Here is a 26580-nt window from a genome sequence, read left to right on the forward strand (position 1 = left end):
AATAATGCTGGCGACCCGACAAGGGTATGACTGCAGCGGAGTCGGTGATCTGCCGCTGAACACAAAACGTCAGTCTCCCCTATTACAGAAGCGCCCCGGCTGGGGCGCTTCTCACTACTCAGGCACTTAGAAAGATGCCCATTCATCAGTGCCCTGCTGGCTCCCCAGAACGTGGGGCTTCGGCCGTTGGGCGGCCCGTGGCTGACTGGCATTGTGTCGTACTGTTGCAGGTAATGCGGTCTGGTGCTGCCCCGTGGTCGCCCCTCTAAAGAATGACACTTCTTTCAACAATGCCGCCGCTTGAATTTGCAGTGAACGGCCTGCCGCGCTGGACTCTTCCACCAGACTCGCATTCTCCTGGGTGACACTGTCCATCTGCGCAATGGCCGTGTTGACTTGCTCGATCCCTTGGGACTGTTCGCGGCTGGCGGTGGCGATCTCACCCATCAATACCGAGACACGCTGTACACCGCTGACGATATCTTCCAGTGATTTACCCGCTCGGTTGACCAGCTTAGAGCCGTTGTCCACTTGACCGATACTTTCATCGACCAGCTGTTTGATCTCTTTGGCCGCATTGGCACTGCGCCCCGCCAGATTGCGTACTTCGTTGGCAACTACCGCAAATCCGCGCCCCTGCTCACCCGCACGTGCCGCTTCAACCGACGCATTCAGCGCCAACAGGTTGGTTTGGAAAGCAATCTCCTCAATCAAGCCCACGATACCCGCGATTTTGCGACTTGAGGCATTGATCCCCTCCATTGCTTGTACGGCTTGGCCTGCAACCTCCCCACCGGCGTTGGCTTGCTGGCTAACGTCATAAACGAGCTTGTCAGCTTCTGAGGCGTTATCAGCGTTCTGCCTCACGGTGGAGGTGATTTCATCCATTGATGCGGCTGTCTCTTCGATGCTGGCGGCCTGCTGCTGAGTCCGGCTGCTCAGATCTTCAGTACCCCGAGCAATGTCATCAGCGGCACTATTGACAGACTCGGAGTTATTGCGCACGGACATCACCACCTGTGAAAACTTCGTTTCCATGCTCTTTAACGCTGCCAACATGTCACCGAATTCATCTTTGCAGGTGATGTGGATTTGGTTATCCAGTTTGCCCTCTGCCATGGCGTTGGCGAGCGCTTGCGCCTTACTCAGCGGGGTCATGATGCCGCGAATCAACCATATTGCGAGCAGAATGCTGAAGATGATTGCTGCCGCCATAACCCCCATAACGAAGTTGCGCGTCCAAATATAGTCACTAGATGACTGCTGGTTATTGGCGGCGGCTTGGGTGCTGTTACGTTCGATGAGACTCTGAATAGCCGTGAGTACTTTAGGGTATGCGGCACGTAGCGTGGTGGTGGCAATCTCCCTTGCGTCATCATAATCATTGCCGATCATTGCCTCGTTAATCTCGTCGATACCAGCACGCAAACTGGCAAGCGAGACGATGAACTCTTCGGCTATCGCACGCTCTTGATCATCAGACACACGATCAGGGAAGTAATCACTCCAGGCGGCGTCGATAATGGCATCGTTCTCCACGATCTCTTGTTGTGTCGTAATGGCAGATGCTGGATTCCGATCACGCTGTTCGGCCGTTATTTTCACCCGATTGCCGAGCAGGGCTTGGTTAATCTTAGTAAGGTTACCCAAAGTGAGCACGTTACCCTCATAAGTTCTATTGAGGGCATCGTTGGCGCTACTGAGGCTAAAGAGACCGATAGTACCGACGACGATTAACATCAGGATGCACGCGCCTAAACTCACGGCCAGCCGTAGTTTAACGCTTCGATTCAGAAGTAGCATGGAAAGATCTCGTAGAAGCCCGCAGTACTTGTCTTTGGGCAGGTGAAAGCCATCTCGGTAACTGCAAGAGTTCGGACAGAACGTACCCTGCTAGTCACCGTTTAGCATTATCGGCTCACGTTCAGAAACATTGAGTATTTATCTTGAAAGTTGCCAATAATGAGTGCGCCTCCATGCCAACCGACCCGGTGTAGGCTAACCTGCGTCAATCCAATCCCATAACGTATAAAAACTAAACGTTATGGTTATCTCCATTCACGAACGAATAGAGCAAAATATCTGATCGATAGGCCCAGCCCTGGCTTGTCCAAAACGTCTGGGCGGCTTCGTTCTCGGGAAGGATCATCAGGTGCGATTTCAGGATGCCTTCGTTTTTGAGTGCATCCAGGCAAAGGTTGACCAGCTTTGTCGCGATGCCTTTGCGGCGATGGGAATCCGCCACCGACAAGTGCTGAATATAGCCGCGCTTGCCATCATGGCCCGCCATGATCGTTCCCACCAGTTCCCCTTCTCTTTCTCCTTCTGCCACAAAGCTCAGGCCGGGATTGCGCAGCAGGTACTTCTCAATGCCTGCTCGGGAATCCGCATCGCGCAGCCGCACGCCTTCGCTTTCGCTCCACAGGGCAATGGCGGCTTCGTAGTCGTTGATGGTCATGGTGCGGTAGTGCATCAGGCGGCTCTCATTGGGTGGTGGTATCGTCTTGTTCAGTCTGCTGGGCAGGGTGGTTGAAGTGCTACTTCTGCTCTGCCCATTTCAGCAAGGCATCCAGCGCCGGGCAGAGCGTTTGCCCCCATTCGGTCAGGCGGTACTCCACTTTTGGCGGCACCTGGGGATAGACCTTTCGGGCCACAATGCCATCCGCTTCCAGTTGGCGCAGCTGTTGGGCCAGCATTTTCTGGGAGATCTCGGGGATGAGTTTTCCAAAATCGGAGTAGCGCTGCACTTTCCCATCGAACAGATGAAAGAGAATAATCAGCTTCCAGCGCCCTTCCAGCATTTTTAATACATTTTCCACATCGCTTGCGGCGGTAGCAGGCGTATAAATCTTTCTCATGAGTAAGCCACTTACCTTTTTGTGCGTTCTTGCTAACGCGTAATTCCAGGCAGAAGATTCTCGCATATTAACCCTTGCGAGAGATGACCATCATGAGTTTGTCACTGCCAGACGCGATCACCACTTACTTCAGCATCAGCAACGGGGCGGACGACACCCACCTTGGCGATTGCTTTACCCAAGATGCCTGTGTGTTTGATGAAGGCGAGACGCACCGCGGGCGCCCGGCTATTCAAGCCTGGCTGCGCGCCACCCGTGCCAAGATTGAGTATTGCGTCGAGCCGGTCAGTGTTTCCCATCAAGACAACACGATGGTGGTTACCGCCACCGTGACCGGCGACTTCCCCGGCAGCCCGGTGCAACTGGATCACACTTTTCAGCTTGCCGATGCGCAAATCCAGTCATTGGAGATTCACTAATGAACCTGAACTTGAACGGGCGACGCGTATTGATCACCGGTGGTAGCAAAGGGGTTGGCGCTGCCGTGGTGGCACTCTTTCGCGAGGAAGGCGCGCAAGTGCTAACAACCGCCCGTACTCGCCCCGCCGACCTGCCCGATGAGCTGTTTGTAACCGCTGACCTAACGACGGCCAAAGGCTGTTCCTCGGTGGCCGATGCGGTCAACGAACGCTTGGGTGGCGTGGATATTATCGTTCATGTGCTGGGTGGCTCATCCGCGCCCGGCGGTGGATTCGCAGCCCTTGGGGAGGAGGAGTGGCAGCGTGAGCTCGACATCAACCTGTTTCCCGCCGTACGGCTGGATCGTGCCCTACTGCCCGGCATGCTTGCCCAGGGCGATGGAGTGATTATCCACGTGACCTCCATTCAGCGTGAGCTCCCCCTGCCCGAATCGACCACGGCTTACGCGGCGGCCAAGGCGGCGCTATCCACCTATAGCAAGAGCTTGTCAAAAGAGGTGTCACCCAAAGGGGTGCGTGTGGTTCGGGTGTCGCCGGGCTGGATCGAGACGGAAGCCGCCGTTGCGCTGGCCGAGCGGATTGCCCAAGATGCAGGCACCGATTACGCAGGCGGCAAACAGATCATCATGAATTCGCTGGGCGGCATCCCGATTGGCCGCCCTTCAAAGCCTTCTGAAGTAGCCAACCTGATTGCGTTTCTGGCCTCACCGCTGGCGGCTACCATCACGGTTACGGAATATGTGATTGATGGTGGTACTGTGCCTGTTGCTTGAGGGTGGTAGGAAATTGAGATCGCCTAGTTTATATCGCTAATATCGGTGCTCTCGACTGGCCTTAGCCCCGTCCCTCTGACCACACGGCAAACTCGTTGCCGCTGGGTTCAGTAAAGTGAAAACGGAAGCCTCCGGGAAACTCAAAAATCGGCTTTACGATCTCGCCGCCATTGCCCACCACCTTGGTGTAGGTCTCTTCCAACTGAGCACTATAAAACACCAGCAAGGCGGCGCCGTTGTCGGTACGGCTGCAGGCGTCCGCCTGGTAGAAGCCGCCATCCAAGCCCTGGTTGGAAAACGCACTGTATTCCAGGCCGTAGTCGGTGAACTCCCAGCCAAACACCGCTGAGAAAAAGGTTTTAGTGGCGTTCAAGTCCTTGGCGGTAAGCTCGACGTAGTTGAGCTTTTCACGCTGGTTCATGCCCTGCTCCTTTGTTTTGTTGTGCTTTTTGATCCTGGCTTTTTAATCATCACCCTGCCCCAAGCCGATGTCCAGGCGCATCGCTTGGAGGCCGTCGAACTCGGCGCTTACCTCGTCTGAAAACACCGGGTGCCCTTACACCGCTAAATCCAGCGCGAGCACAACTAACGTGATAAAAGCTTTTTCATCGCGTTTCTCAAGTTGTCAGAACGTTGCGGTGTTCACCACCCGCCACCCCCTCTCCCTCCGCGAACGAGGGGATGATGCCGCTGGCTGGATCCACCGCCGCCACCAGCGCCTCACGCACCCGGCCCACCAGCGGGTGATCCTCGCGGTCGGCAAGCAGGAAGGCCAATGCCAGCACAATCATCAGTGAAAAGAGCTTTCCCATGCCGAATACTTGGCGGTGTTCACTATCGTTAGGCCATCATTGCACAGTCGATGAGCAATTATGTACAAGCATCCGTGGCGCTAACGATTGGGTTTGCGCATGTGTGGCGGCCACTTACCAGCGCTTAGCACCCACGTACTATCTATTGAGTTGCTAGTGGGAGGCTTTTATCGACTGAAAAATCAGAAGTCCTTAGCCAGAAAGGATTCAAGCTTCAACTCGGGATACTGCTTCGCCACATTCGCAACGTCATTGCGTGTTTCTTCTATTATCCACTCCCGAACCTGCTTGGCTGCATCGCTTAGCGGCTTCTTACGTGAGTGAACCAGGTGGCATAGCCGCTCGGTGGCAATCGCGGTTGGTGTGGCGGGAACCAGCGAGCCGGTCTCCAGCCAGTGGGATGTGATATTCAGCCAGCCGATGGCGATACCCTGGCCCAGCAGGGCCGCCTGGATCACGACGGCATAGTCCGAAAAAACCAGTGAATGCGTCGTTCCATAAGCCTGCAGATGGAAATTGGGCAAAAGCTCAAACCAGTCTATGCGGCTATCGCTGAGGCTAATCAGGGTGGTGGAGACATCGTTACCGGACGATTCGAGCTGCTGCTTTCGATAGGCCGGACTGCAGACCGGTACCAGTATCTCCGGCAGTATCAAAGAGGCATCATGCAGGATGTCCTCCCCCGTAACAAAGCGAATCCCCAGGTCAACATCCTCGACCGAGCCGCTGACCGACCCCGATATCAGCTGAAAGCGCAGATCGATATGGGGTAGCTGCGCCTGCAGCCTGTGCATGCGCGGCATCAGCCAATGGGTGGTGAAGGCGGTTGACACCGATAGCGTGACGGTTTCAAGCCCGGTGCTGCGCGCCCGAATTTCCTGAATCGCCGCTTCGATATTATGAAAGCCGTCGACCACGCCTTGGTAAAGTATCTCGCCACTCTCGGTCAGCTCGGTTTTACCGGGCGTGCGCAAGAACAGCTTAACCTCCAGATACTCTTCCAGAAGCGCCAGCATGCGGCTGACCGCCGGCTGGGTAACCCCGAGCTCGGCGGCAGCTTTGGTGAAGTTACCGCAGCGGGCCGCGGACTCAAAAACAAACAGGGCGTTGGCGCTGGGTAGTTGTCGGCGCAATGTAGGCATGATTTCAGGTTATGCCACCACCAAGAATTTCGCAATTGTCCGTGCCCCCCTTATCTGCTGTACTCAATGACAACCGATAGGCATCACAACAATGAAAGGTGATAAATCCTATGGATGAGCGAGACAGTGTGGGGGTTGCCATACGCTCCATCAGTAAGCGGTATGGCAGCACGGTAGCCCTGAAAGACATAACCTTAAATATTGAGCCGGGTGAATTCGTGTCGTTGCTGGGCCCTTCGGGCTCGGGAAAAACGACTTTGCTTGGCGCCTTGGGCGGGTTCGTCATGCCCTCTTCAGGGTCAGTATGGGTCGGTGATCAGGACATGACCTACATGCCGCCGCACAAGCGCAACATCGGCATCGTCTTTCAGAGTTACGCTCTCTTTCCTCACATGAGTGTCGGCGAAAACGTCGCCTTTCCCTTGCGGGCTCGTCGCCTCCCCAAGTCAACATGGCCGGAGCGGGTTCGTCAGGCGCTGGCCATGGTGGAACTGGATGGCTATCAGGATAGGGGTGTATCACAACTTTCAGGCGGCCAACGGCAGCGGGTCGCTCTTGCCAGAGCAATCGTGTTCGAGCCACGGCTAATCCTGATGGACGAACCGCTTTCAGCGCTAGATAAGCAGTTGCGCGAGACGATGCAGATAGAGCTGCGCCGCTTGCATCGCAAGCTGGGGGCTACCGTGGTGTATGTGACCCACGACCAGCGTGAGGCACTGACCATGAGCGACAGGGTCGCGATCCTTAAGGATGGCGAACTGGTTCAGATCGGCGCCCCCGAAACGCTGCACAACAATCCTAAAGACTCTTTTGTGGCCAGCTTCATCGGTGATTCCACCCTGCTCCCGGTGATCCGCATCGATGAGCATACTGTCCGGTTAGGCGATCAAACACTGCGTTCGGCCAAGCCTATCACTCCTCATGCCGAACTACTGCTGGCGATTCAAACCGAAAAACTGCTGATCGATGACGGCCAGCATGAACCGGGCATCAATCGCCTGCCATGCCGAATCATGGAGGCCGTCTACCAGGGCGATAGCCTGCGATTGTTCCTCGAACTGGAAGGCGGCATCTCCATCAGTCTGCGTCAACCCAGCCACCATGCCGCAAGGCTACAGATTCCACCGCTCGGCGAGCGCTTGAGCGTGGTACTGCATCCAGAGGACACCATCATCGTGCCTCGTTCGGGATGCCCCACTCCGGCGACCAACGTTGCCTGATATAACTTTAAAGCACCTTAGCAAGGAGTCATACACGATCATGGAACTTTCCAATTTTAAAGTTCTTACCTTCGATGTCGTGGGCACGCTGATCGATTTCGAAACCGGTGTACTGGACGCTGTCCGTCGAATTGGTGGCCATGCTGCTCAAGACCTGAGCGACAACACCATCTTCGAGGCCTACAAACGTGGGCGGGATCGCTACCCTGGCCGTTCGAGCAGTGCCATGGCGGATGTCTATCGCTCGCTGGCGGAGGAGTTGAAGCTACCTGCGGATTCGGTTTCGGCCGACGCCTTCCAGTTGGCGGTGCTGCGTTGGCCCGCTTTTGAGGATTCGGTGGCGGCACTGAAGCGCCTTCGTAAACACTATCGCCTGGTGGCGATGACCAATGCTGATCGCACAGCGTTCTCCTGCTACTCGCATATTCTCGACAATCCATTCGACGATAGCGTGACCTGCGACGAGACCGGTGTAGCCAAGCCCAATCCTCAATTCTTCGCTTACAACCGTGGCCGTCAGACAGCCCATGGCTATCAGTTCTCGGAAATACTGCATGTCGCCCAGAGCCAGTACCACGACATCGGCATTGCCAAGGAACTGGGTTACACCACTTGCTGGATTGAGCGTCGTCAAGGCCAGCCGGGGTTCGGCGGCACACCGGAACCGGCACAGGTGACAACGCCAGACTTCCATTTTCCCACGCTGAAGGCGTTGGCCGACGCCGTGGAGAAGGTGTGACATGAATGGGCCTCAGCCGGTATCCCAGATTGCTTCGCTTTGGCGTGATACGGCGAAGACTGCCCCGAATTTTTCGCGTCTTTCCAACGATAAAACCGTCGATGTCGCAATAATCGGGGGAGGATACACGGGATTAACAGCGGCCCACCGGCTGGCAGAAAGGGACGTTCAATCGATTGTGGTGGATGCCAACCCTATCGGCTGGGGCGCAAGCGGACGTAATGGCGGAGTGGTATCCGCCAAATTCCGACTATCGTTTCCCAGCATCGCCCAGGCCCACGGCGTGCCGGTCGCCACTGCCATGCACCGGCTCTGCCATCAGGCAGTGGACGAGGTGGACGCTTTGATTCAGTTTTATAGCCTGGAGAGCGCCCGCTTCACACGCTGCGGCAACCTGCGCTGTGCCCATACGGCCAAGGCTCTGGAAGAGATTACCGAGGAAGCCAACTGGATGCGGCGGGAAATGGGCGATGATTCGCTGCGCTGCCTTTCTGCTGGCGAGGTAGCTGAAGAGACTGGGTCTCATGCGTTTAAGGGTGGGGTTTTAGGGCTTGGCGTAGGTACCTTGCACCCTCTCGACTATGTGCGGGGTTTGGCGGAAGGGCTCAACCAACGCCATGGCGAGATTGTCTTCGAGCGAACTCCGGCCACTAGCATTCGCCGCCTGAACGATGGTGTTCATATCACGACGCCAAACGGTGAGATCAAGGCACGACAGGTGATCCTGGCCACTAATGCCTATTCGGACATTACGCCTGTCAGTGCCACGATCAAGGCGCGCCTGGTGCCGTTTAGAAGTTCGATTATCGCCACTCACCCTCTTCCAGAGGCGCTGCAGAACTACCTGTTGATCAAGGATAGAAGCTATGGCGAAACCCGACGAATGATGCGCTGGTTTCGCAAGGTCGATGGACGGATCGTATTTGGCGGTCGTGGGGCGTTTGGGAAGCGTGATTCTCAGGCGGCGTTCGATTCCCTGCAGAGCGCCATGGTGTCGCTGTTTCCAGCGCTTGCCGATATCGGCATTGCCTATCGCTGGTCGGGGCATGTGGGCATGACGCTGGATGCTTTACCCCATGTCGGCAGATTTGACGACCGTGTTTGCTACGCCGCCGGTTACAACGGCGCTGGCGTGGCCATGTCGACATTGCTCGGGCGGTTGGCGGCAGACTACGCCATGGGTGAAAGCCCTGACGTGGCGCTGCTCGCCGCGGATCGGCTCAAGGCCGTCCCGCTTTACCCCTTGCGTGAAGTCGGTATTCGACTGGTAGCGGGTTACTACCAGTTCCTTGATGCAATCGGGCGCTGATTGGGCGTCGGAAGCATTTACTCAGTTGGAGGTCGCAAGATGAAAGATACTAACTGCTTCAAATACTTGCTTGGTTCCTCGGTAATGGTTGTTGGTGCGCTTGGCGCCGGGCAAACGCTGGCCGACGGCGAAATCACGTTCGTCTCTCAGGGTGGCGCGTATCAGGAGGCCCAGACGGTGGCCATTCTTGACCCGGTTGCTGAGGCGCTGGGCATCACCATTCGTCAGGAGAGTGCCCCCGACGCCTGGCCGATGATCAAGACACAAGGCACCACCGGCCAGGCGGTATGGGACGTGGTCGACACCCCACCATTGAACTGTGTGCGGGGCGGCAATCAAGGGCTGATTGCGGAACTCGACTTCAGCCAGATTCCTAACGCCGAGTCGATGCCCGAGGAGTATAAGACGCCCTACTCGGTTGCCTACGAGTTCTACTCCAGCGTACTGGCCTACAATCCAGAGGCCTTCGATGGCAATCCGCCGCAAAGCTGGGAGGACTTCTGGAATGTGGAGGAGTATCCCGGTAACCGTGCTCTGCGCAACCACCCGCTGGGAACGCTTGAAGCCGCCTTGATGGCTGATGGTGTTGCACGAGAAGAGCTCTATCCGCTGGATGTTGACCGGGCCTTCGCCAAGCTCGAGGAGATCAAACCGCATATCACCACCTGGTGGACCTCCGGCGGGCAGTCGGCGCAGCTCCTCTACGATGGCGAAGTGGATATGTTGATGATGTGGAATGGCCGAGTTAGCGCCATCATCAATGAAGGCGCTGATGCTGACTTCACCTATAACGATGGGGTCTTGCAGAACACGCACCTGTGCATTATCGAAGGCGCGCCCAATCAGGAGACCGCCGCCGAGTTCATCAACGCAGCTATCGACCCTGAGTATCAGGCCAACCTGCCTCTGCATATCGACTACGGCCCCGGTAACCCGGCCGCCTTCGACACGGGTAAGATTCCTGATGAGCGTGCCAGGGAGTTGCCAAGTTTTCCTGAAAATGCCGAGCGTCAGGTGTTGATGTCATACGAGTGGTGGGCTTCTTCGGCAGGTGAACAGGCGGAACGTCGTTGGCTGGAGTTTATGCAGCGATAAGCGCGTCGTTGCCGTAGCACTCCTGCGAGTTGCGGTAACGCTTGTCGACTTCCCGATAGGAGACATCCTTTGAAAGCGACCGCCATCAACAATAATTACCCTCACGTTCGTCACCGGGATGCGTCACTGGGCTATCGGCGGCGCGAGCATGCGCTCATGCTGCTCCTGATGTCACCTGCCGTACTGGTGGTTTTCGTGCTGCTCCTCATCCCCCTTGGCTGGTTGATTGGTCAATCGTTCTATGCCAATGGTTTTTCGCTGGAGCATTATCAGCGAATCTTCACGGAAGGTATCTACTGGAATACGTTCTGGGTCACGTTTCGCATCAGCTTTATCGTGACGCTGCTGGCGCTGCTGATGGGTTACCCCATTGCCTACGCCGCCTCGATATTGCCACGGCGCTGGTCGATGCTGATATTGGCGCTGGTGATTCTGCCATTCTGGACCAGTGTTCTGGTGAGGGCCTATGCCTGGCTGATTCTGCTGCAACGCTCAGGCGTGGTGAATGAATCCCTGTTGGGCGTAGGCCTTATCGATGCGCCGCTGGCGCTGGTGCATAACGAGCTGGGCACGATCATCGCCACCGTGCATATCCTGCTGCCCTTCATGGTTTTGCCGCTTTACGCCACTATGCAGAAAATTCCCGGCGATCTAATACAGGCTGGCGCGAGCCTTGGAGGCACGCCTCTGCACGTTTTCATGCGGGTGTTCTTCCCTCTTTCGCTTAGTGGCGTGTTGGCGGGTATGACACTGGTGTTCGTGCTATGCCTCGGCTTCTATATCACCCCCGAACTAGTAGGCGGGGGGCGCACGGTCATGGCTTCGATGCTGGTCAGCCGCAACATCCAGCTGTATAGCGATTGGGGCGCCGCCAGCGCGGTTAGTGTCGTGCTGCTGATCTGCGTGCTGGTTATTTTCTATGTGGTGAGCCGCCTCGTTCCCCTTGAGAAGATACTGGGTGCAAAATGAACAAACTATCCTTGAGTCGAATAAGTTTTATTGGCTATGTGGTCGTGGTGCTGATCTTCTTGATCCTGCCACTGCTAATCGTTGTGCCCATGTCGTTCTCGGACAGCCGTTTCCTCTCCTTTCCGCCCAGCAGTTTCTCATTTCGCTGGTACGATACCTTCTTCAATAATCCGGGATGGATGTCTGCAGCGAAGACAAGTCTGATCGTGGCGTTTTCCACGGCATTGATTGCCACACCGATTGGCGTGGCAGCCGCCTATGCCATCAATAGCTCAACTCACTGGCTGATGCGTTATCTGAAGCTCGTGCTTCTGCTGCCATTGATCGTGCCGATCATCATTGTTGCCACTGGCGTGTTCTTCATTTACGCCCTGTCGGGGATGCTCTATACCATTCCAGGCTTGATCATGGCGGATGTGATGCTGGCGCTGCCCTATGTAATTACTGCGGTAACCGCAGGCCTGCACGGTTTTGATCAGACCCAGGAGATGGTGGCCAGAAGCCTGGGCATGAATCGTTTCCGTAGCTTCATGAGCGTCACCCTGCCGCAGATCATGCCGAGTGTGGTAACCGGGGCGATCTTTGCGTTCATTCAGGCGCTGGACGAAACCATGGTGGCGCTATTTATTTCGGGTGGTCAAAACCAGCCTTTGACCGTTCGCATGTTCACTGCGCTGCGCGACGAGATCGACCCAACCATCGCCGCTATCAGCACCTTATTAACGGCCGCTTCCTTCGCGCTGGTATTATTACTGGTGCTGGCTCGCAAGCAGTCACCGGCGTAAAAACGTCATCCTGTTCGTGGTTACCGCTGATTAGCAATTATGTACAAGCATTAAGAGGCAGGGCTGCATAAGCTAGACGGTGTGACTAATCAGGAGGGGGCGGCATGAGTAACGCAAGCCGATTTCAATTCATCAAGAGCCAGCACGTGCCAACGCTAACGGTGCTTCACGCAGCGATTGAGGATTTCAGCTACGACCGCCACGCCCACGAGGAGTATGCCTTCGGTGTAACGCTGGCGGGGCGCCAGGATTTCTTCAGCAGCGGGCAGTTTCACCGCAGCCCACCGGGCAACGTTATTCTGTTCAATCCGGAGGAAGTTCACGACGGCCAACCGGGCGGGGAGCACACGCTGGATTACCTGATGGTGTATGCCCACCCTGAACAGGTTAACGCTCTGTTTGCTAACGCACTGGGGCACGAGCACACGGCTGACTTTCGCTCAAAGAACACCCTTGTTCAGGACATTTGGCTACGCAATGCCATTCTGGAATTGGCGCGCTTAGTTACCTCTCACTCTGGTAGCTGTATCGACCAGGAGAACGCGCTTTATCAGGTAATCGAGCGAACCGTGCAGCTTGGCGGCATGACCCAGCCAAGCCACGGGACTAACCGCCCCGATGCGCTGCTGGGCCTGGCGAAAGAGTACGTTCATGCACACCTGGACGCCGATATCTCCCTTGATGACATCAGCCAGGCAGCACACCTATCCAAGTACCATTTCTTGCGTCTGTTCCGTCAACATTACGGCATCACACCCCACCAATATGTGATTAATTGCCGGATTAACGCGGCCCGTTCGGCGCTAGACCTGGGCGCTTCCCTAACGGAGGTCGCTTTGCGCTATGGCTTTGCCGACCTCAGCCATTTCAATCGCCGCTTTAAGCGCATTTATGGCATGACGCCCTATCAGTACCAGCGTGATATCGCACGCTAACACCTAAATACCACCATAGAGGTTTAACCATGTTAGGAATTGTCGCCTATGCCCTAGGCGCGATGTATTCACCTGGGCCTGTGAATCTGCTTGGCTTGAATATTGGCATCAATGGGCAAGCCAGGCAGTCGGTTGGGTTTTGCCTTGGGGTAGGCACTGCGATGCTGGCGTACTTACTAGTATTGGGTTGGGCGGGTGCGGCATGGATCGATGATGAAGCACTCATCGTAGTGAGCGCCTTGGGATGCGGCTATATTGTTTATCTCGCGAGCAAGATTGCCCGTTCAAGTGTTGATATAAGCGAGCCTGACAACGCCCCACGGCTGGTCAATTATCGTGATGGGCTGGTCATGCAATTGCTTAACCCCAAAGCCATTGTGGCCACCCTGCCCATTACCACACTGCAGTTTCCTGCGGCGGGTATTGAGGGGATTAGCTTAGTGGTTTGGGCGTTAGGGCTGGCGATGTTGGCCGCTGGCGCGCCTGGCAGTTATATCGTGATCGGCAGTTTAGTGGGCCAGCGTATTGGAAACGCCAACATCGTTAAGCGCTTCAATTGGGTGATGGCAGGGTTGCTGATAGCCGTGGCGTTATCGATTGGCTATGAGCATGTGTGGGTGCCGCTCACATCTATGGCTCTCTAACTTGACTGTTTGATTAGGGGCGCAACTCCGACCAGACCGCAAACTCGTTGCCACTGGGCTCCTGAAAGTGAAAACGGCAGCCGCCGGGAAACTCAAAAATGGGCCGAATGATTTCGCCTCCGCTCTTCTCAACTTTGTTAAGCGTTGCGTCAATGTCAGTGCTATAGAAAACCAGCAGTGCGCCACCGTTTGAGGTTTGGTTACAGGCATCCGCTTGGTAGAAGCCGCCATCTAGCCCTTGGTTTGAAAACGCGGTGTATTCAGGGCCGTAATCGACAAACTCCCAACCAAACGCCGCTGAGAAAAACGCTTTTGTTGCAGCTAAATCTTTCGCGGCGAACTCGACGTAGTTGAGCTTTTCATGCTGGTTCATAGCCTGCTCCTTAGTTGTTTTTTCAGACGACAGAGGCGTTATCTATTGGCCGAAGCCGATGCCTAAGCGCAGAGCTTGCAGCCCGTCGAATTCGACACTTACCTCGTCAGAGAATAAGGGATGACCCTTTACTATTAAATCCAGCGTCGCCTGAGAGCCGCGATAAGTGACGGTTACTTCTAGGTTCGCGATCGTGTTAATAGGCGCCAGCACCCCATACTCAATGTTATCCACGCTGACGGCAGAGAGGCCGCGGTCATCCAGCTGCTGCTGAACTTCCCGTTCAACCACAACGCCGTAATAGAAGTAGATACCTGCATAGCCAAGCGCTACCAATACCACCAGTGAAAAGAGCTTTCCCATTATTTCTCTCTGTTTTATAGAACCTTAGGTCACTAGCGCAATTCCCTGGCTGTGAGCGACCTGATCTATTGCCACATCATTGGTTCTCGACCCAAACAGCGTCACATCGGCATCTAAGCCAAACACTTCTTGAATCGAGCTCTTAACGACATTGACCTCATTCTCTGTCAGCCGCATCGCTGTGTACCTGATATATATCTAATGATTGAGTATAGCAACTATGACGTGATGGCTCGCGCTATCAGAATGCTGACGATGTTTTGCTTCCGCCCCAAGTTGAAAGCGCACCTTCATCTCTCGAGCTTTGCCTGGAGGTTAGCGAATACTTGCTCACTCGAAATCGCAACTGCCTTACTTGTCCAGGTTTATCTAATTTACAGGCTTTTATAGCCCTTTTTGCGCCCTAGCAATGGCAGCGGCAATAGCTGATTTGGATTGTGGGCTGTTTTTCCAACAAGTTGTTTGCAGCATGTCGGCCACCCTATCGGCTATCTCATCGACCTCGCGGGCAGCAAGCGTGCTGAATGAATCGATACCTATCTCTTCAAAACGCTTTATAACGGTGGGGCCAACGCCCTTCACGCTCAAAAGCGCGCCTCGTTCTGCATCCGAAAAGGCCACTTGTTGCTACCTCGCTGTTTGTTAATCAGTTGCGTATTCTGCTGAGCGTTTTCTCCTAAAACCTGGGTAAGAATCCCCGCCCTTTGCAGGCCTCTCGTGGTTTATGTACCACTTAAGCGCGTTCAGAAAAGTGACGCCAAGGAACAATTTTTATTAACCTAACATGGTGACCTAACTTATAGCCGATGCTTCCAACAATGTGGCTCACGATGTAAATGCATGATAGCGAGAACAAAAATATCTTCGTTCTCAAAAGCATAAAGGACACCGAAAGGAAAGCAGCGTACCACCGAACGGCGTATATCACCCTCTAATACGGCCCATGCTTCTGGGTGGCTATTTGCGCGTTCGATGGCTGAGTGCACTTCTAGTGCAAAGACCCATCCTAGGCCAGGTTCAATGGCTTCATAGTATTATGTGCTTTCAGCTAGCTCTGCTTCCGCCTCTGGGTGAAAGCGAACATTCATCTTTCAAGCCTTGCGCGCAGATTAGCGAACACTTGCTCACTTGAAACGGTAGCCACCCTATCCGCCCGGATATCATCTAAACGACATTGGGCAGCATTGACCCACTGCTTGTCGATAGTGGATTCAGGAGAATTGAGGCTACGCAGCAGCGCATCAACTACTCTTGCACGCTCTTCAACGGGTAATGACTCTGCTTCACTAACAAGCTCTTGAATGTTCATAGCGCTACCTTATTAATGCATCAGGTTGAAGGTATATCACCTATTATCTTTTCGATATCCCAACGTCTATAGACAGCCTGGGAAGGTCACGAGCTAAAGCTGCCTCCCATGTTAAAGCTTGCTCACTCTTTTTTAGCAAGCAATAGCCCTACTCCTGCGCTGGCCAATAAGCCTGCGCAGCCGCGGTTGAATAAACTCCGCATGGCGGGGCGTGAAAACCAGTGGCTTAAAAAGCTGCCTGCATAGGCGTAACCGGCAATCGCTACCCATTCCAGCAGCAAAAACAGCGCACCTAGCACTATAAATTGCTGCCCTACATTGCCGCTGGGCTCCACAAACTGCGGCAGGAATGCAGTAAAAATCAGGATGGCTTTTGGATTACCAGCGGCAAGCAGGAACTCTTGTCGCGCCAGCTCAAACAGGCTCTTGGGCTGGGTGCTTTCGCCAACACTTTCAGTGCTGTCGGCACCCCATAATTGATACGCCAGCCATATCAGATAGAGGCCACCTACTACCTTGATGACCAGGAAAATCTTTTCAGAGGTGTAAAGCAGCGTCGCCAAACCGGTAGCAGCCAGCGTAATCATGCCAACAAAGGCTGCCAACCGCCCAATACCTGCTAGACAAGCGGCCCTAACGCCATAGCGCTTGGCATTGGTCAGTGACAGCAGATTGTTAGGCCCTGGCGCCATATTGAGAGCGAAGCAGGCCGGAATAAACAGCAGTAGCGTGGTCAGGTTCATGAAAATCGCCTCTCTAGGCTCGCAGCAAAGTACTTCATTAGCATTAGACTATATGCCCAAGTGCTTAGATTAGCTGCTCACGAAGGCTTGGCTCAATCTTTGATACCAAACAGAGGCGATACATTTCCCAACAGCAGCGTTAATCGGTAAGTAAGGGACGTATACCCTGATCAGCAAACTTGCGGCTCAACCACCTCCCGGCAAGCCCCGACGCTTTCCGCCAGTTCACTTACCAGGCCATGCACACGCTCCACAGCTTCATCAGGCGTGTTGGCATTTTCGATACAGTCAACGAGTGCAGAACCGACGACGACTGCATCGCTGAAGCGGCCGATCATGGCCGCTTGTTCGGCTGTACGGATGCCAAAACCAACGGCGATGGGCAGTTCAGTATGTTCACGAAGCTCGGCTACTGCGCCTTCCAACCGTTCTGGGGTGGGAGCACTGCCTCCGGTGACGCCCGCCACGGAAACGTAGTAGATAAACCCGGAGGCGTTCGCCAGCACCTTGGGCAGGCGTTTGGCATCGGTGGTCGGCGTGGCCAGGCGAATAAAATCAATGCCGTGTTGCGCCGCTGGCTGGCAGAGCTCTTCGTCGTGCTCGGGCGGCAGGTCTACCACGATTAGGCCGTCTACTCCGGCCTTGGCGGCATCGGTCAAGAAGCGCTCGACGCCGTAGCAGTAAATGGGGTTGTAGTAGCCCATCAGCACAATGGGAGTGGTGCTGTCTTCTTCACGGAAGCGGCGCACCATTTCCAGCGTTTTGACTTGGGTCTGGCCATTATTCAAGGCGCGCAGCGCGGCTTTCTGGATGGCGGGGCCATCGGCCATCGGGTCGCTGAACGGCATGCCGAGTTCGATGATATCCACCCCCGCTTTTGGCAACCCGTGCAACAGGCGGCGGGAGGTGTCGGCATCCGGGTCGCCGGCGGTCAGGTAGCTGATCAGTGCCGGGCGGTTTTGCTGCTTGAGTGTGCTAAAGCAGTGTTCGATACGCGTGGGCTTGTGCATGGTCTGATTCACGATAGTGTTCATCGCGTTGTCCTGGATCGCGCTCATACGTTTTTCACTCCGAATTTATCGCCAAGGTGATGGGCGACGCTCGTCATGTCCTTATCGCCACGGCCGCTGAGGTTGACCACCATTAAGTGCTCGCGTGGCAGGCTGGGGGCACGCTTGGCCACTTCGGCCAGGGCATGGGCGGTCTCCAGGGCGGGGATAATACCCTCCTGGCGGCAGCAAACCTGGAAGGCTTCCAGCGCTTCGTCGTCAGTGGCAGAGACGTACTCGACCCGCCTCTGCTCATGCAACCATGCGTGCTCTGGCCCAATACCGGGGTAGTCCAACCCGGCGGAAATCGAGTGAGCGTCGATAATCTGACCATCTTCGTTTTGCAGCAAGTAGGTGCGGTTGCCGTGCAGCACGCCGGGGGTGCCACCGTTCAGGCTGGCCGCGTGCAGCCCGCTTTTAACGCCCTTGCCACCCGCTTCCACGCCAATCATCTTCACATCAAGGTCATTCAGGAAGGGGTGAAACAGCCCCATAGCGTTTGAACCACCGCCAATGCAGGCCACCAGCGAATCCGGCAGTCGGCCGTGCTTTTCGAGCATTTGCGTACGGGTTTCGTGTCCGATTACCGCCTGGAAATCACGCACCATCGCGGGGTACGGGTGTGGCCCCGCTACGGTGCCAATGATGTAGAAGGTGTCGTCGACATTCGTTACCCAGTCGCGCAACGCTTCGTTCATGGCATCTTTTAGCGTGCCTGTGCCCGAGGTAACGGGGATGACTTCCGCGCCCAGCAGCTTCATGCGGAATACGTTGGGCTGCTGGCGTTCGATGTCGGTTGCGCCCATATAGATGACACAGGGCAAACCAAAGCGCGCCGCAACGGTAGCGGTGGCAACGCCGTGCATGCCCGCACCGGTTTCCGCGATGATGCGCTTCTTGCCCATCTGTTTGGCCAGCAACACCTGACCGATGCAGTTGTTGATCTTGTGCGCGCCGGTGTGATTCAGCTCTTCGCGTTTGAGATAAATGCTCGCCCCGCCAAAGTGCTCGGTCAGCCGTTCGGCGAAGTAGAGCGGGCTTGGCCGCCCCACGTAGTCACCCTGGAAGTAGGCCAGCTGGCGCTGGAATTCGGAATCGTTCTTGGCGGTGGTGTATTCGTCTTGCAGCTCTAGAATCAGTGGCATTAGCGTTTCGGCGACAAAGCGGCCGCCGAAGCTGCCGAATAGCCCGTTGGCATCGGGCAGGCTCTGGGATACGTCTACAGGTTGATTCATCACGACCTCTGAATGCGTTATCAAACAATGTAGTGAAAGTAGCGCAAGCAGGTGGGGATAAAAATCGATAAGATGTCAGCAACATGTGAGCTTAAGTCAACTATCAGCAGGATGTCTCATGCAACACAGCATGCCGCCGCTTAGCGCTCTGCGCGCCTTTGAAGCCACTGCCCGTTTGGGTAGCGTGACCGCCGCTGCCGATGAACTAAGCGTGACTCACGGTGCTGTTAGCCGCCAGCTAAAGAGCTTGGATGACCATTTTGGCGTGGCGCTTTTTACCAAAGCGGGCCGTGGCATTGTGCTGACACCACACGGCGAGCGGCTGCAGAGTGGTGTGGGTGAAGCGTTCTCACGCTTGAAGGATAGTTGTGCAGCGCTCAAGCGTGACGTGGAAGAGGCGCCCTTCACCCTGGCCTGCCCTGGCAGCCTGCTGGCGCGCTGGCTGATTCCCCGTCTGGATCGCCTGCACCGCGAGCTGCCCCAGCTGAAATTGCAGGTAGTGGTGAGTGAAAGCGAGCAGCCGGGCACGCAAACGGATGCCAGCGCCACCCTGGCATTTGCCGAGCCACCCTGGCCCACAGGTGTTGAGGTATTCGAGCTGATGGAAGAGCAGATATGTGCGGTGGCAAGCCCGCAGCTGGCGGCCCAGTGCGATGCGACCAAGCCCGAATCGCTGCTTGCCAATAAGCTTTTATATACATCTTCCCGCCCCCAGGCATGGCCGCAGTGGGCCACTGCCAAAGGGCTGGAGCTAGCACAGCTTGAAGCGACGCTAAGCAGAGGCCAGGGGTTCGATCACCTTTACTACTTGATGGAAGCGGCAGTGGCGGGCCTGGGTATCGCCATCGCGCCGAGGCTATTGGTGGAAGACGACCTGAGGAGCGGGCGGCTAATTGCGCCCTGGGGAAGTATCGAAACCCCCGCCCGGCTGTGCCTGTGGTTGCCCAGCCAAGCCGACTTACTCACCCACCCTCGCCGCAGCGAGCCACTGGCAGAGTGGCTCAAGCGGGAGCTGGGGGCTGACCGCTGCTAATATGACTACTTGATGAACGTTTATTTCACGCAAAGGATGCGCGATATTTGCTCACGCACCCAACGATGCGCGCTGTGACCATGATTGCGCTCATGCCACACCATACCGACTTTGAATCCCAGTGATTTAATGGGGGATTCAACAATTTTAAGGTCGGAACGCTGGGCAACTAAACGCCGCGGCACCAGTGCTACAAAACGTGAGTGAGCAACAATCTCAAGGACGAACAGGAATGAAGATGTCGACAGAACAACATTGCGTCTATAGCCCAATGTTTGTAAGACCTGATCCACCTGAGTGGAAAAATCGCCTCCGCTGAGCGAAACGATTACATGCTCGAGCTGGACATACTCTTCAATCGTCATTTCTTCACTTAGCTGTGAGTGATTCCAGCACCCAACCAGCACATAGTTCTCATCATACAGCGGCCTGATTCGTAAAACCTTGGGCGCCTCTTCGGGTGTCATGAGTGCAAGATCCACTTCACCCCGTGCCATTTGAGCTTCCAGCCTGGGTGGCTCCAGACTACGTATGGCGATTCTAATGCCAGGTGCTTGACGCCTTAATTCGTTCATGACCGCCAAACCAATGACCGCTTGAAGGTAATCGGTGCATGCAATCGTAATGGTCAGCGACGCTTGGGCAGGTTCAAAGTGCTGGTGCGTTATCAGCGTCTCTCGCACCTGATCCAGTGCAATACGTAGTGGGGTAAGTAACTCCAACGCTTTGGTGGTAGGCATCATCCCGCGGTGAGCCGGAATGAGCAGCGGGTCGTTGAACATATCCCTAAGGCGGCTCAGCTGAGCGCTAACGGCAGGCTGACTAAGATGCAGCCGTGCGGCGGCTCTCGTGACATTTTGCTCTTCAAGCAAAGCCTCTAAGGTCGCCAACAAATTAAGATCCAGCCTTTTAGTATCCATATTTTATATAGTAGGTCATAAAACTATTAATTTCATTGATAGCTTATTCTTGCCCACAATCTCTAGCGTATCCACTAAGTAAATTCGCCTGTAGGAGCATTAGAGTGTCCAAGACCATATTAATTGTGTATGCGCACCCAGAGCCCACATCATTGACCCGCCGATTCGTAACTGAAACGGTACAAATACTGGAGCAACAAGGCCAAACCGTGCTGCAGTCAGACCTATATGGCATGGGTTGGAAAGCGACGTTTGATGAGCACGATTTCCCCAACCGTATAAACAATGACCGGCTAGGCTTTATTCAAGAGTCGCAGCACGCCTATGCCACTCACCAGCAGACGCAGGATGTCGCCGCAGAGCAGGACAAGCTGCTTGCCGCCGACGCCGTCATATTCCACTTTCCCTTGTGGTGGTTTGGTATGCCCGCCATTCTCAAAGGCTGGATAGACCGGGTGTACGCCTATGGATTTGCTTACGGATACAAAGATGAAGGCAATCGTTATCGCTATGGAGACGGTATTCTCAAAGGCAAACGGGCATTACTGTCGGTAATGGTGGGTGGCCCAGCGGAGGACTATTCACCCCGAGGTATTAATGGCCCCTTGGAGGAATTGCTATTCCCCATCACCCACGGCGCCCTGTTTTTCCCAGGTATGGATGTACTGCCAACCCATGCCGTGTATGGCACCGGCAAACTTTCGAAAGTCAGCGTAGCGAAGGAGCTAGCCGCTTGGCGTCTACGCCTCGAAAATCTTTTTAATGAATCTCCTATTCCATTCCGGCGGCAAAATGGTGGGGAGTATCAGCAAAATATACTCGCTGACCATATTGCTATGGGGAAAGAGGGACTGACCATTCACATCGACCATTAGCAGATTTTTAGACAGCAACATCATGCAGACAAAGTATTATTAGCTGCACAATATTACCAGCACGTGCAACTATGAATTCAGGAAATCTAGGCCAAGCGCAGCGATAAAGCTATCGCTGCGCTTGGCCTTGTCGGAGCTAGTGAGATATAGTTGTACGGAATTTCCGTACATTATGGTGACGTTATGGATATTATCAGTGTTAACAAATTCAGAGACAACCTGAAAAGCGTAGTAGAACAAGTGATTAGCCAGCACGAACCCTTAAAGGTAACCCGTCGTGCCGGAGAGGCGTTTGTGGTGATTAGCGCTGAGGACTGGGAAAGAGAGCAAGAAACACTGCATGTGCTTCAGAACCGAGACCTCATGCAACAAATTGCGGCTTCTCTAGATACCCATAGTCGTGGTCAAGGATACCAACCTGATAATGAGCAGATGAATGAGATCACTGGTATTTGAGGGCCGTACGTGGGAAGCCTATGAAAAAATGCGTGAAACAGATAAGAAGCTGCATAAAGCGCTCTGCAAACTCTTAAAAGAAATGCTCCGCTCTGACGATCCAACGGCTGGTATCGGAAAACCCGAGCCACTCAGACACAATCTTTCTGGCTTGTGGTCAAGGCGCATTTCACACAGAGATCGGCTGATCTACCGGTTCGATGACAAAGCCATTTATATTTTTGCCATCGGCGGACATTACGATCAGTCCTGATAATAGTTAATTGATGAAAAGCACGACGCTACCTTTTCTGCACTATCAAATAAGTATGCAACTCCGGGTGCTGATCGTACTCCAGATGTCTGCACACCGCGCCTAACTTCATCAATAAGGATACGAAGCCGTTTGTGCCAAGCGTAGAGTAGTAGACCTCGGGCCCCATAAAACTATCGGTATGCTCACCAGGTTCGTCGGTACCGCCGAAAGAGAAGATCAGTACCCCACCCTTATTCAGGCTTCCGATAAGTTTGGTCATCACACTTTCCTGCTGCACTAGCGGAATATGCCAAATGCTGTCCCAGGCGGTGATAAAGTCGTATTTTTCCAGCGGCTGCCACTGGCAAATATCCTGGTGGTGAAAGGTCACGTCAGGGTGCTTCTGCTTAGCGAGGCGCAGCATTTCATCGGAAATATCCACGCCTTCAGGCGTAAAGCCTTCTTGTTGCAAGAAGTCGATAAAGCGGCCGGTACACCCACAACCGATATCGAGTGCCTTTCCTCGGCCCTTCACAAACGAAAGCGCCCTTTTGTGCGCCTCTATCCCGTTAGCGAGATTGAATTTTTCGCTTTCCCAGAGGTGGGTGATCTGATCGTAGGCGCTGCCAATATCAGTGGGTGTCATGGATGGCCTGTAAGATAAAAAGTGAGTAATTAGTGACTATATCACCCACTCAAGCGCTTGCGGTTACTGGCCACCAGCTCAGTCAGAAAGTCCGCCACGGCCCGGGTACGGCCTGATTGGGTGAGATCCGTCTGAATAACGAGATAGATGGGCTGATCCACGCCAATATCCGCAGCGACACACACCAGTCCAGCCTCCAACGCCAGAAAATGCGGCAACACCGCTATCCCCAGCCCCGCTTTCGCCGCCGCTAGCTGGGTCGCCAGCGAGGTGGTGGTTAACGCCGGTTCCTGCCCTTGCAGAACCCGCTCAACCCATTGGGCGGCAGGCAGGTGCGCCTGCGTTTCGCCCCAGGTGATAAAGGCGTCGGTGTCGTAATTGCCAGCATCGTGGTGAGCCTCACGCTGCGCTACATAATGAGGGCTGGCGTATAGCCCGAAACCCAGGGTGCCAAGGCGACGAAGGGTGACATTACCCCGCTCGGGCTTGACCATTCTAAGTGCTACATCGGCGTCGCGGCGGTGCAGATTAACGGTGGTGATATCGGTCACCAGCTCAAGTGTGATGCCGGGGTACTGAGCATAAAATTGTGGCAATGCAGGCAGAATCAACGACGTGGCCAGGTTTTCAGCCGTGGCCAAACGCACCCTGCCGCTCAGTTGCGTAGCGAGTGCGCCGCCGCTAGAGAAGGCCGCTGCGGCGGCTTCCAGCGCTTCGGCTTTTTCGATTAGCCCGGCCCCTTCCTCGGTAAGCTGATAGCCCGACTGCTGGCGAACAAACAGCGGCAGCTTTAAGGCTTTTTCCAGCCGCTCGATACGTCGGGAGAGCGTCGCGATACCCAGGTGGAGTTCCGCTGCTGCGCCGCTCAAAGTGCCATGGCGGGCCACCGCCAGAAAGGCTCGTGTGTCATCCCATACCCAACCACGGGGCATCTGGTTTTCAAAACTGGTAAACGGCTTACCGAAATCGTTAATTTTTTTCATTATTGGATAGTGCCACGCTGTTATTGCGCGTTTCAACAAGCACTCGAAAACGGCTCACGATCTCTTGATGAGCCATGGTTTCGTAAGTAATGACAGGAGACATAGCATGCAAAAACGTACACTCGGAACCGACCTAACCGTTTCCGCCATTGGCTTAGGCTGCATGGGAATGAGCGAGTTTTATGGCCCCCGAGACGATAGCGAATCGCTTCGCGTATTGGCCCAAGCGGTGGAGCTGGGGATCAACTTTTTCGATACGGCAGATATGTATGGGCCACACCATAACGAGGAGCTGATTGGCCGTTTTCTTGCCAGTCATAAGCCAAACGTAAGTATCGCCACCAAATTTGGCATTGTGCGCAACCCCGGCGAGTATCAGCGTAGCCTGGATAGCAGCGCCCGTTATGCCCGCCAAGCCTGCGAGGCGTCGCTAAAGCGGCTGGGCATCGAACAGATCGATCTCTACTACGTTCACCGCGTTAACCCGGAAACCCCTATTGAAGAGACCATGGAGGGCTTAGCCCAGTTGGTGGCAGAAGGAAAAATCGCCCACATTGGCCTCTGCGAAGTCAGCGCTGATACCTTGCGCCGTGCCCATGCGGTACATCCGGTCACCGCTGTGCAAACCGAATATTCGCTGTGGACACGGGACGTGGAGCAAGCGGTACTGCCCACCTGCAAGGAGCTCGGCATCGGCTTTGTGCCCTACTCTCCTCTTGGCCGAGGATTTTTAACGGGTAGGTTTCAAGAAAACGCTGATTTCGGCGAAGACGATTTTCGTTCTAACCTGCCGCGCTTCTCTGAACAGGCCATGGATACTAACCGCCGAATCGCTGAGGTGATTGGTGACATGGCAGCACTCAAAGGCTGCACCCCTGCGCAGCTCTCGCTGGCCTGGCTGCTATCCAAAGGCGATAACATTGTGCCGATTCCCGGCACCAAGCGGCTGCGCTACCTTGAAGAGAATGCGGCAGCGGCGTCCATCTCCCTGACCACCGATGAGCAGCAAAAGCTTGAGGCGGCCACTGCACTCCATCCGGTCATCGGCGAGCGCTATACACCGGAGGGCATGAAGGGGGTGAATGCGTGAGTGGCGGCCAGTTGCCTACTGAACAATCTCACTAATCGGGCGCTTACCATCCAGCAGTAGGTACTCTTGGTTTACAACACCTGGGGTTTGCACCACATGCAACAGTGCGTGAGCCACATTGGCACGGGAGATCTGGTTATCGCCAGACTCCTCCACCGTGCTGGCAAACTGCTGGCTAGCGGCTTCGTCGGTTAGCCTTCCGGGCTTGAGAATGACATAGGGAAGGCCGCTATTGCGTAGATGCGCGTCAGCTGCAAATTTCGCAGCCATGTAGGGGCGCATTTTCTCAGGTGCCTCCAGCGGCTTTTCTGCCCGCATGGCGCTCACCATAATGTAGCGTGAAAGACCTTTTTGCTTGGCTAAGTCGGCGGTACGAATGGCACCATAAAGGTCGATCATCAGCGTCTTATCTGGCCCGGTGTGGGGGCCAGAACCCGCCGTGAAGACCACTTGATCGCAGCCTTCAAAGGCGTGCTCAAACTCGCCTTCCAAATCGGCTATTACGGTGTCGATTTCGCGCTCTTTAAACCACGACGCCTGCTCTTCACTACGAATCATTGCTTTAATAGGCGTGCCGGCTTGCTGGGCCAGCTCGCAAAACTGTTTACCAATCTGTCCGTTCGCGCCAATCACTAACGTTGTCATAACGGCTCCTTGTGAATCAATTACTCCCTTATGAGTGCAGGCACTTAGGTGGAATTCAACCCCGGGATGCGAGCAGTGTCGGCGCAGCTTGCCTCTAAGCCATCACGCCAAACAGGTGCCCGATGGCGGATGTTAAAGCCATGGCGAGCGCGCCCCAGAACATTACTCTTGCCGCCGCTTTTAGGATGGGTGCTCAGCCCACTCGGGCAGCAATAGCACCCAGAAAGGCTAAAAAGAGCAGTGAGAACAGCGCTACTAGTGGAATCAGCAGTGCATTTGGTGCCCACCACGCGACCAGCAGCGGTAGCAGTGCACCGATGGTGAACGTCGTAGCGGAAGAGAGTGCTGCCTGAAGTGGGCGAGCCTGGCTGGTGTCGGTGATGCCGACCTCATCTCGCGCATGCGCGCCCAGGGCGTCGTTGGTCATCAATTGCTCAGCGACCTGCTTTGCCAGTTCAGGCGCCAAGCCGCGGGTTTCATAGATAGCCGCAAGCTCTTCCTGTTCTAGTTCGTAATGCTCATCCAGTGCTTTGCGTTCGATCTCAAGGTCAGCGTTTTCGGTGTCTGATTGTGAGCTTACCGAAACATACTCGCCTGCGGCCATCGACATGGCACCTGCCACCAAGCCCGCAATACCCGCCAACATAATATCACTTTGAGTGGTACTGGCCGCGGCAACGCCCAGTATCAAACTACTCGTCGAAACGATGCCATCGTTAGCGCCCATTACAGCAGCACGCAGCCAACCGTTACGGTGAGATCGATGATGCTCTGAGTGGATCATAGGTTGATTACCCTAGTAGTTGCGCCTCAGCGTTGACGTTTAAATATGCTTAGCACCTTACAAGCCTGGTTGATCTCTGGAATTGACCATGGGTATCAGTTGCCCATTGACGGATCAGTTTATAAGATGCTTCGCCACTTA

General features: G+C 54.9%; 33 protein-coding genes and 1 pseudogene. 15 read left to right on the top strand and 19 right to left on the bottom strand.

Annotated elements, in window-relative coordinates; all coding sequences use genetic code 11:
- Positions 1–126: 126 nt before the first annotated feature.
- From OM794_RS14825 to OM794_RS14835, 3 genes are all read right to left on the bottom strand, one after another.
- Entirely contained in the window at positions 127–1803 is a 1677-nt protein-coding gene (locus OM794_RS14825; protein ID WP_226247099.1) for a methyl-accepting chemotaxis protein, read from the bottom strand.
- Between the two features lie 232 nt (positions 1804–2035).
- Positions 2036–2473, bottom strand: a complete 438-nt coding sequence (locus OM794_RS14830) for a GNAT family N-acetyltransferase (protein ID WP_226247100.1) — start codon at positions 2471–2473, stop codon at positions 2036–2038.
- A gap of 64 nt (positions 2474–2537) precedes the next feature.
- The gene (locus OM794_RS14835) at positions 2538–2858 is read right to left on the bottom strand and encodes a winged helix-turn-helix transcriptional regulator (protein WP_226247101.1); all 321 of its coding nucleotides are present in this window, start codon (positions 2856–2858) and stop codon (positions 2538–2540) included.
- A gap of 92 nt (positions 2859–2950) precedes the next feature.
- Between OM794_RS14835 and OM794_RS14840 the strand changes: the two genes are divergently transcribed.
- Both OM794_RS14840 and OM794_RS14845 read left to right on the top strand, forming a co-directional pair.
- Positions 2951–3277, top strand: a complete 327-nt coding sequence (locus OM794_RS14840) for a nuclear transport factor 2 family protein (protein WP_226247102.1) — start codon at positions 2951–2953, stop codon at positions 3275–3277.
- Positions 3277–4050, top strand: coding sequence for an SDR family oxidoreductase (locus OM794_RS14845; protein ID WP_226247103.1), 774 nt, complete (start codon positions 3277–3279; stop codon positions 4048–4050). Before OM794_RS14840 ends, OM794_RS14845 begins: the two co-directional genes overlap by 1 nt.
- A 61-nt stretch (positions 4051–4111) precedes the next feature.
- On the opposite strand, the gene OM794_RS14850 is transcribed toward OM794_RS14845, so the two are convergent.
- The 3 genes from OM794_RS14850 to OM794_RS14860 all read right to left on the bottom strand — a co-directional run bounded on the left by OM794_RS14850 (position 4112) and on the right by OM794_RS14860 (position 6004).
- Complete coding sequence (locus OM794_RS14850; RefSeq protein ID WP_226247104.1) at positions 4112–4471, bottom strand: VOC family protein; 360 nt, start codon at positions 4469–4471, stop codon at positions 4112–4114.
- A 196-nt stretch (positions 4472–4667) separates the two neighbouring features.
- Entirely contained in the window at positions 4668–4862 is a 195-nt protein-coding gene (locus OM794_RS14855; protein ID WP_226247105.1) for a DUF3541 domain-containing protein, read from the bottom strand.
- 182 nt (positions 4863–5044) lie between these two features.
- Positions 5045–6004: a LysR family transcriptional regulator gene (locus OM794_RS14860; RefSeq protein ID WP_226247106.1), complete on the bottom strand. Its 960-nt coding sequence runs from the start codon at positions 6002–6004 to the stop codon at positions 5045–5047.
- 110 nt (positions 6005–6114) lie between these two features.
- Between OM794_RS14860 and OM794_RS14865 the strand changes: the two genes are divergently transcribed.
- The 8 genes from OM794_RS14865 (at position 6115) to OM794_RS14900 (ending at position 13700) form a co-directional block, all read left to right on the top strand.
- Entirely contained in the window at positions 6115–7224 is a 1110-nt protein-coding gene (locus OM794_RS14865) for an ABC transporter ATP-binding protein (protein WP_226247107.1), read from the top strand.
- 40 nt (positions 7225–7264) lie between these two features.
- Positions 7265–7963 (top strand): HAD-IA family hydrolase, encoded by a 699-nt coding sequence (locus OM794_RS14870; protein WP_226247108.1) that lies wholly within the window; start codon positions 7265–7267, stop codon positions 7961–7963.
- A gap of 1 nt (position 7964) precedes the next feature.
- Complete coding sequence (locus OM794_RS14875; protein WP_226247109.1) at positions 7965–9272, top strand: NAD(P)/FAD-dependent oxidoreductase; 1308 nt, start codon at positions 7965–7967, stop codon at positions 9270–9272.
- A gap of 39 nt (positions 9273–9311) precedes the next feature.
- Entirely contained in the window at positions 9312–10367 is a 1056-nt protein-coding gene (locus tag OM794_RS14880) for an ABC transporter substrate-binding protein (RefSeq protein WP_226247110.1), read from the top strand.
- Positions 10368–10436: 69 nt separating this feature from the next.
- Positions 10437–11336 (top strand): ABC transporter permease, encoded by a 900-nt coding sequence (locus OM794_RS14885; RefSeq protein ID WP_226247111.1) that lies wholly within the window; start codon positions 10437–10439, stop codon positions 11334–11336.
- Entirely contained in the window at positions 11333–12121 is a 789-nt protein-coding gene (locus tag OM794_RS14890; RefSeq protein ID WP_226247112.1) for an ABC transporter permease, read from the top strand. The genes OM794_RS14885 and OM794_RS14890 overlap by 4 nt, the downstream gene beginning before the upstream one ends.
- A gap of 104 nt (positions 12122–12225) precedes the next feature.
- Entirely contained in the window at positions 12226–13056 is an 831-nt protein-coding gene (locus tag OM794_RS14895; protein ID WP_226247113.1) for a helix-turn-helix transcriptional regulator, read from the top strand.
- A 29-nt stretch (positions 13057–13085) separates the two neighbouring features.
- Complete coding sequence (locus OM794_RS14900) at positions 13086–13700, top strand: LysE family translocator (RefSeq protein WP_226247114.1); 615 nt, start codon at positions 13086–13088, stop codon at positions 13698–13700.
- Between the two features lie 13 nt (positions 13701–13713).
- Here the strand turns inward: OM794_RS14900 and OM794_RS14905 are convergent, their stop codons facing one another.
- The 8 genes from OM794_RS14905 to trpB form a co-directional block, all read right to left on the bottom strand.
- Positions 13714–14073: a VOC family protein gene (locus OM794_RS14905; RefSeq protein WP_226247115.1), complete on the bottom strand. Its 360-nt coding sequence runs from the start codon at positions 14071–14073 to the stop codon at positions 13714–13716.
- A gap of 42 nt (positions 14074–14115) precedes the next feature.
- On the bottom strand, positions 14116–14436 hold the full coding sequence (locus OM794_RS14910; RefSeq protein WP_088699017.1) for a hypothetical protein: 321 nt from the start codon (positions 14434–14436) through the stop codon (positions 14116–14118).
- Positions 14437–14460: 24 nt separating this feature from the next.
- Positions 14461–14613 (bottom strand): hypothetical protein, encoded by a 153-nt coding sequence (locus tag OM794_RS14915; protein WP_226247116.1) that lies wholly within the window; start codon positions 14611–14613, stop codon positions 14461–14463.
- Between the two features lie 207 nt (positions 14614–14820).
- Positions 14821–15057 (bottom strand): helix-hairpin-helix domain-containing protein, encoded by a 237-nt coding sequence (locus tag OM794_RS14920; RefSeq protein ID WP_226247117.1) that lies wholly within the window; start codon positions 15055–15057, stop codon positions 14821–14823.
- Between the two features lie 463 nt (positions 15058–15520).
- On the bottom strand, positions 15521–15745 hold the full coding sequence (locus OM794_RS14925; RefSeq protein ID WP_226247118.1) for an addiction module protein: 225 nt from the start codon (positions 15743–15745) through the stop codon (positions 15521–15523).
- A gap of 122 nt (positions 15746–15867) precedes the next feature.
- Complete coding sequence (locus OM794_RS14930; RefSeq protein ID WP_226247119.1) at positions 15868–16488, bottom strand: LysE family translocator; 621 nt, start codon at positions 16486–16488, stop codon at positions 15868–15870.
- 170 nt (positions 16489–16658) lie between these two features.
- Entirely contained in the window at positions 16659–17498 is an 840-nt protein-coding gene (trpA, locus tag OM794_RS14935) for a tryptophan synthase subunit alpha (protein ID WP_226247894.1), read from the bottom strand.
- Positions 17499–17542: 44 nt separating this feature from the next.
- Entirely contained in the window at positions 17543–18772 is a 1230-nt protein-coding gene (gene trpB, locus OM794_RS14940) for a tryptophan synthase subunit beta (protein ID WP_226247120.1), read from the bottom strand.
- A 118-nt stretch (positions 18773–18890) separates the two neighbouring features.
- Between trpB and OM794_RS14945 the strand changes: the two genes are divergently transcribed.
- Positions 18891–19805: a LysR family transcriptional regulator gene (locus OM794_RS14945; protein WP_226247121.1), complete on the top strand. Its 915-nt coding sequence runs from the start codon at positions 18891–18893 to the stop codon at positions 19803–19805.
- 20 nt (positions 19806–19825) lie between these two features.
- Here OM794_RS14945 and OM794_RS14950 read toward each other — a convergent pair whose 3' ends face one another.
- Positions 19826–20698 (bottom strand): LysR family transcriptional regulator, encoded by an 873-nt coding sequence (locus tag OM794_RS14950; protein WP_264167756.1) that lies wholly within the window; start codon positions 20696–20698, stop codon positions 19826–19828.
- Between the two features lie 131 nt (positions 20699–20829).
- On the opposite strand from OM794_RS14950, the gene OM794_RS14955 reads away from it, so the two are divergent.
- The 3 genes from OM794_RS14955 to OM794_RS14965 all read left to right on the top strand — a co-directional run bounded on the left by OM794_RS14955 (position 20830) and on the right by OM794_RS14965 (position 22309).
- Positions 20830–21600 (top strand): NAD(P)H-dependent oxidoreductase, encoded by a 771-nt coding sequence (locus tag OM794_RS14955; protein ID WP_265153854.1) that lies wholly within the window; start codon positions 20830–20832, stop codon positions 21598–21600.
- 183 nt (positions 21601–21783) lie between these two features.
- Positions 21784–22056 carry a type II toxin-antitoxin system Phd/YefM family antitoxin gene (locus OM794_RS14960; RefSeq protein ID WP_035584465.1) on the top strand — a complete coding sequence of 91 codons (273 nt, stop codon included), beginning with the start codon at positions 21784–21786 and terminating at the stop codon, positions 22054–22056.
- On the top strand, positions 22037–22309 hold the full coding sequence (locus tag OM794_RS14965; protein ID WP_226247124.1) for a Txe/YoeB family addiction module toxin: 273 nt from the start codon (positions 22037–22039) through the stop codon (positions 22307–22309). The genes OM794_RS14960 and OM794_RS14965 overlap by 20 nt, the downstream gene beginning before the upstream one ends.
- Before the next feature lie 28 nt (positions 22310–22337).
- Here the strand turns inward: OM794_RS14965 and OM794_RS14970 are convergent, their stop codons facing one another.
- Together OM794_RS14970 and OM794_RS14975 are read right to left on the bottom strand one after the other, a co-directional pair.
- Positions 22338–22937 (bottom strand): class I SAM-dependent methyltransferase, encoded by a 600-nt coding sequence (locus tag OM794_RS14970; protein WP_161463039.1) that lies wholly within the window; start codon positions 22935–22937, stop codon positions 22338–22340.
- 41 nt (positions 22938–22978) lie between these two features.
- Positions 22979–23920 carry a LysR family transcriptional regulator gene (locus OM794_RS14975; protein ID WP_226247126.1) on the bottom strand — a complete coding sequence of 314 codons (942 nt, stop codon included), beginning with the start codon at positions 23918–23920 and terminating at the stop codon, positions 22979–22981.
- Between the two features lie 106 nt (positions 23921–24026).
- Between OM794_RS14975 and OM794_RS14980 the strand changes: the two genes are divergently transcribed.
- Positions 24027–25010, top strand: a complete 984-nt coding sequence (locus tag OM794_RS14980; protein ID WP_226247128.1) for an aldo/keto reductase — start codon at positions 24027–24029, stop codon at positions 25008–25010.
- A gap of 15 nt (positions 25011–25025) precedes the next feature.
- On the opposite strand, the gene OM794_RS14985 is transcribed toward OM794_RS14980, so the two are convergent.
- Together OM794_RS14985 and OM794_RS14990 are read right to left on the bottom strand one after the other, a co-directional pair.
- Positions 25026–25655: an SDR family oxidoreductase gene (locus OM794_RS14985; protein ID WP_226247130.1), complete on the bottom strand. Its 630-nt coding sequence runs from the start codon at positions 25653–25655 to the stop codon at positions 25026–25028.
- Positions 25656–25749: 94 nt separating this feature from the next.
- Positions 25750–26439: pseudogene (locus tag OM794_RS14990) on the bottom strand (VIT family protein).
- Between the last annotated feature and the right edge of the window lie 141 nt (positions 26440–26580).

The sequence above is a fragment of the Halomonas sp. BDJS001 genome, from assembly GCF_026104355.1.
Classification (GTDB): Bacteria; Pseudomonadota; Gammaproteobacteria; order Pseudomonadales; family Halomonadaceae; genus Vreelandella.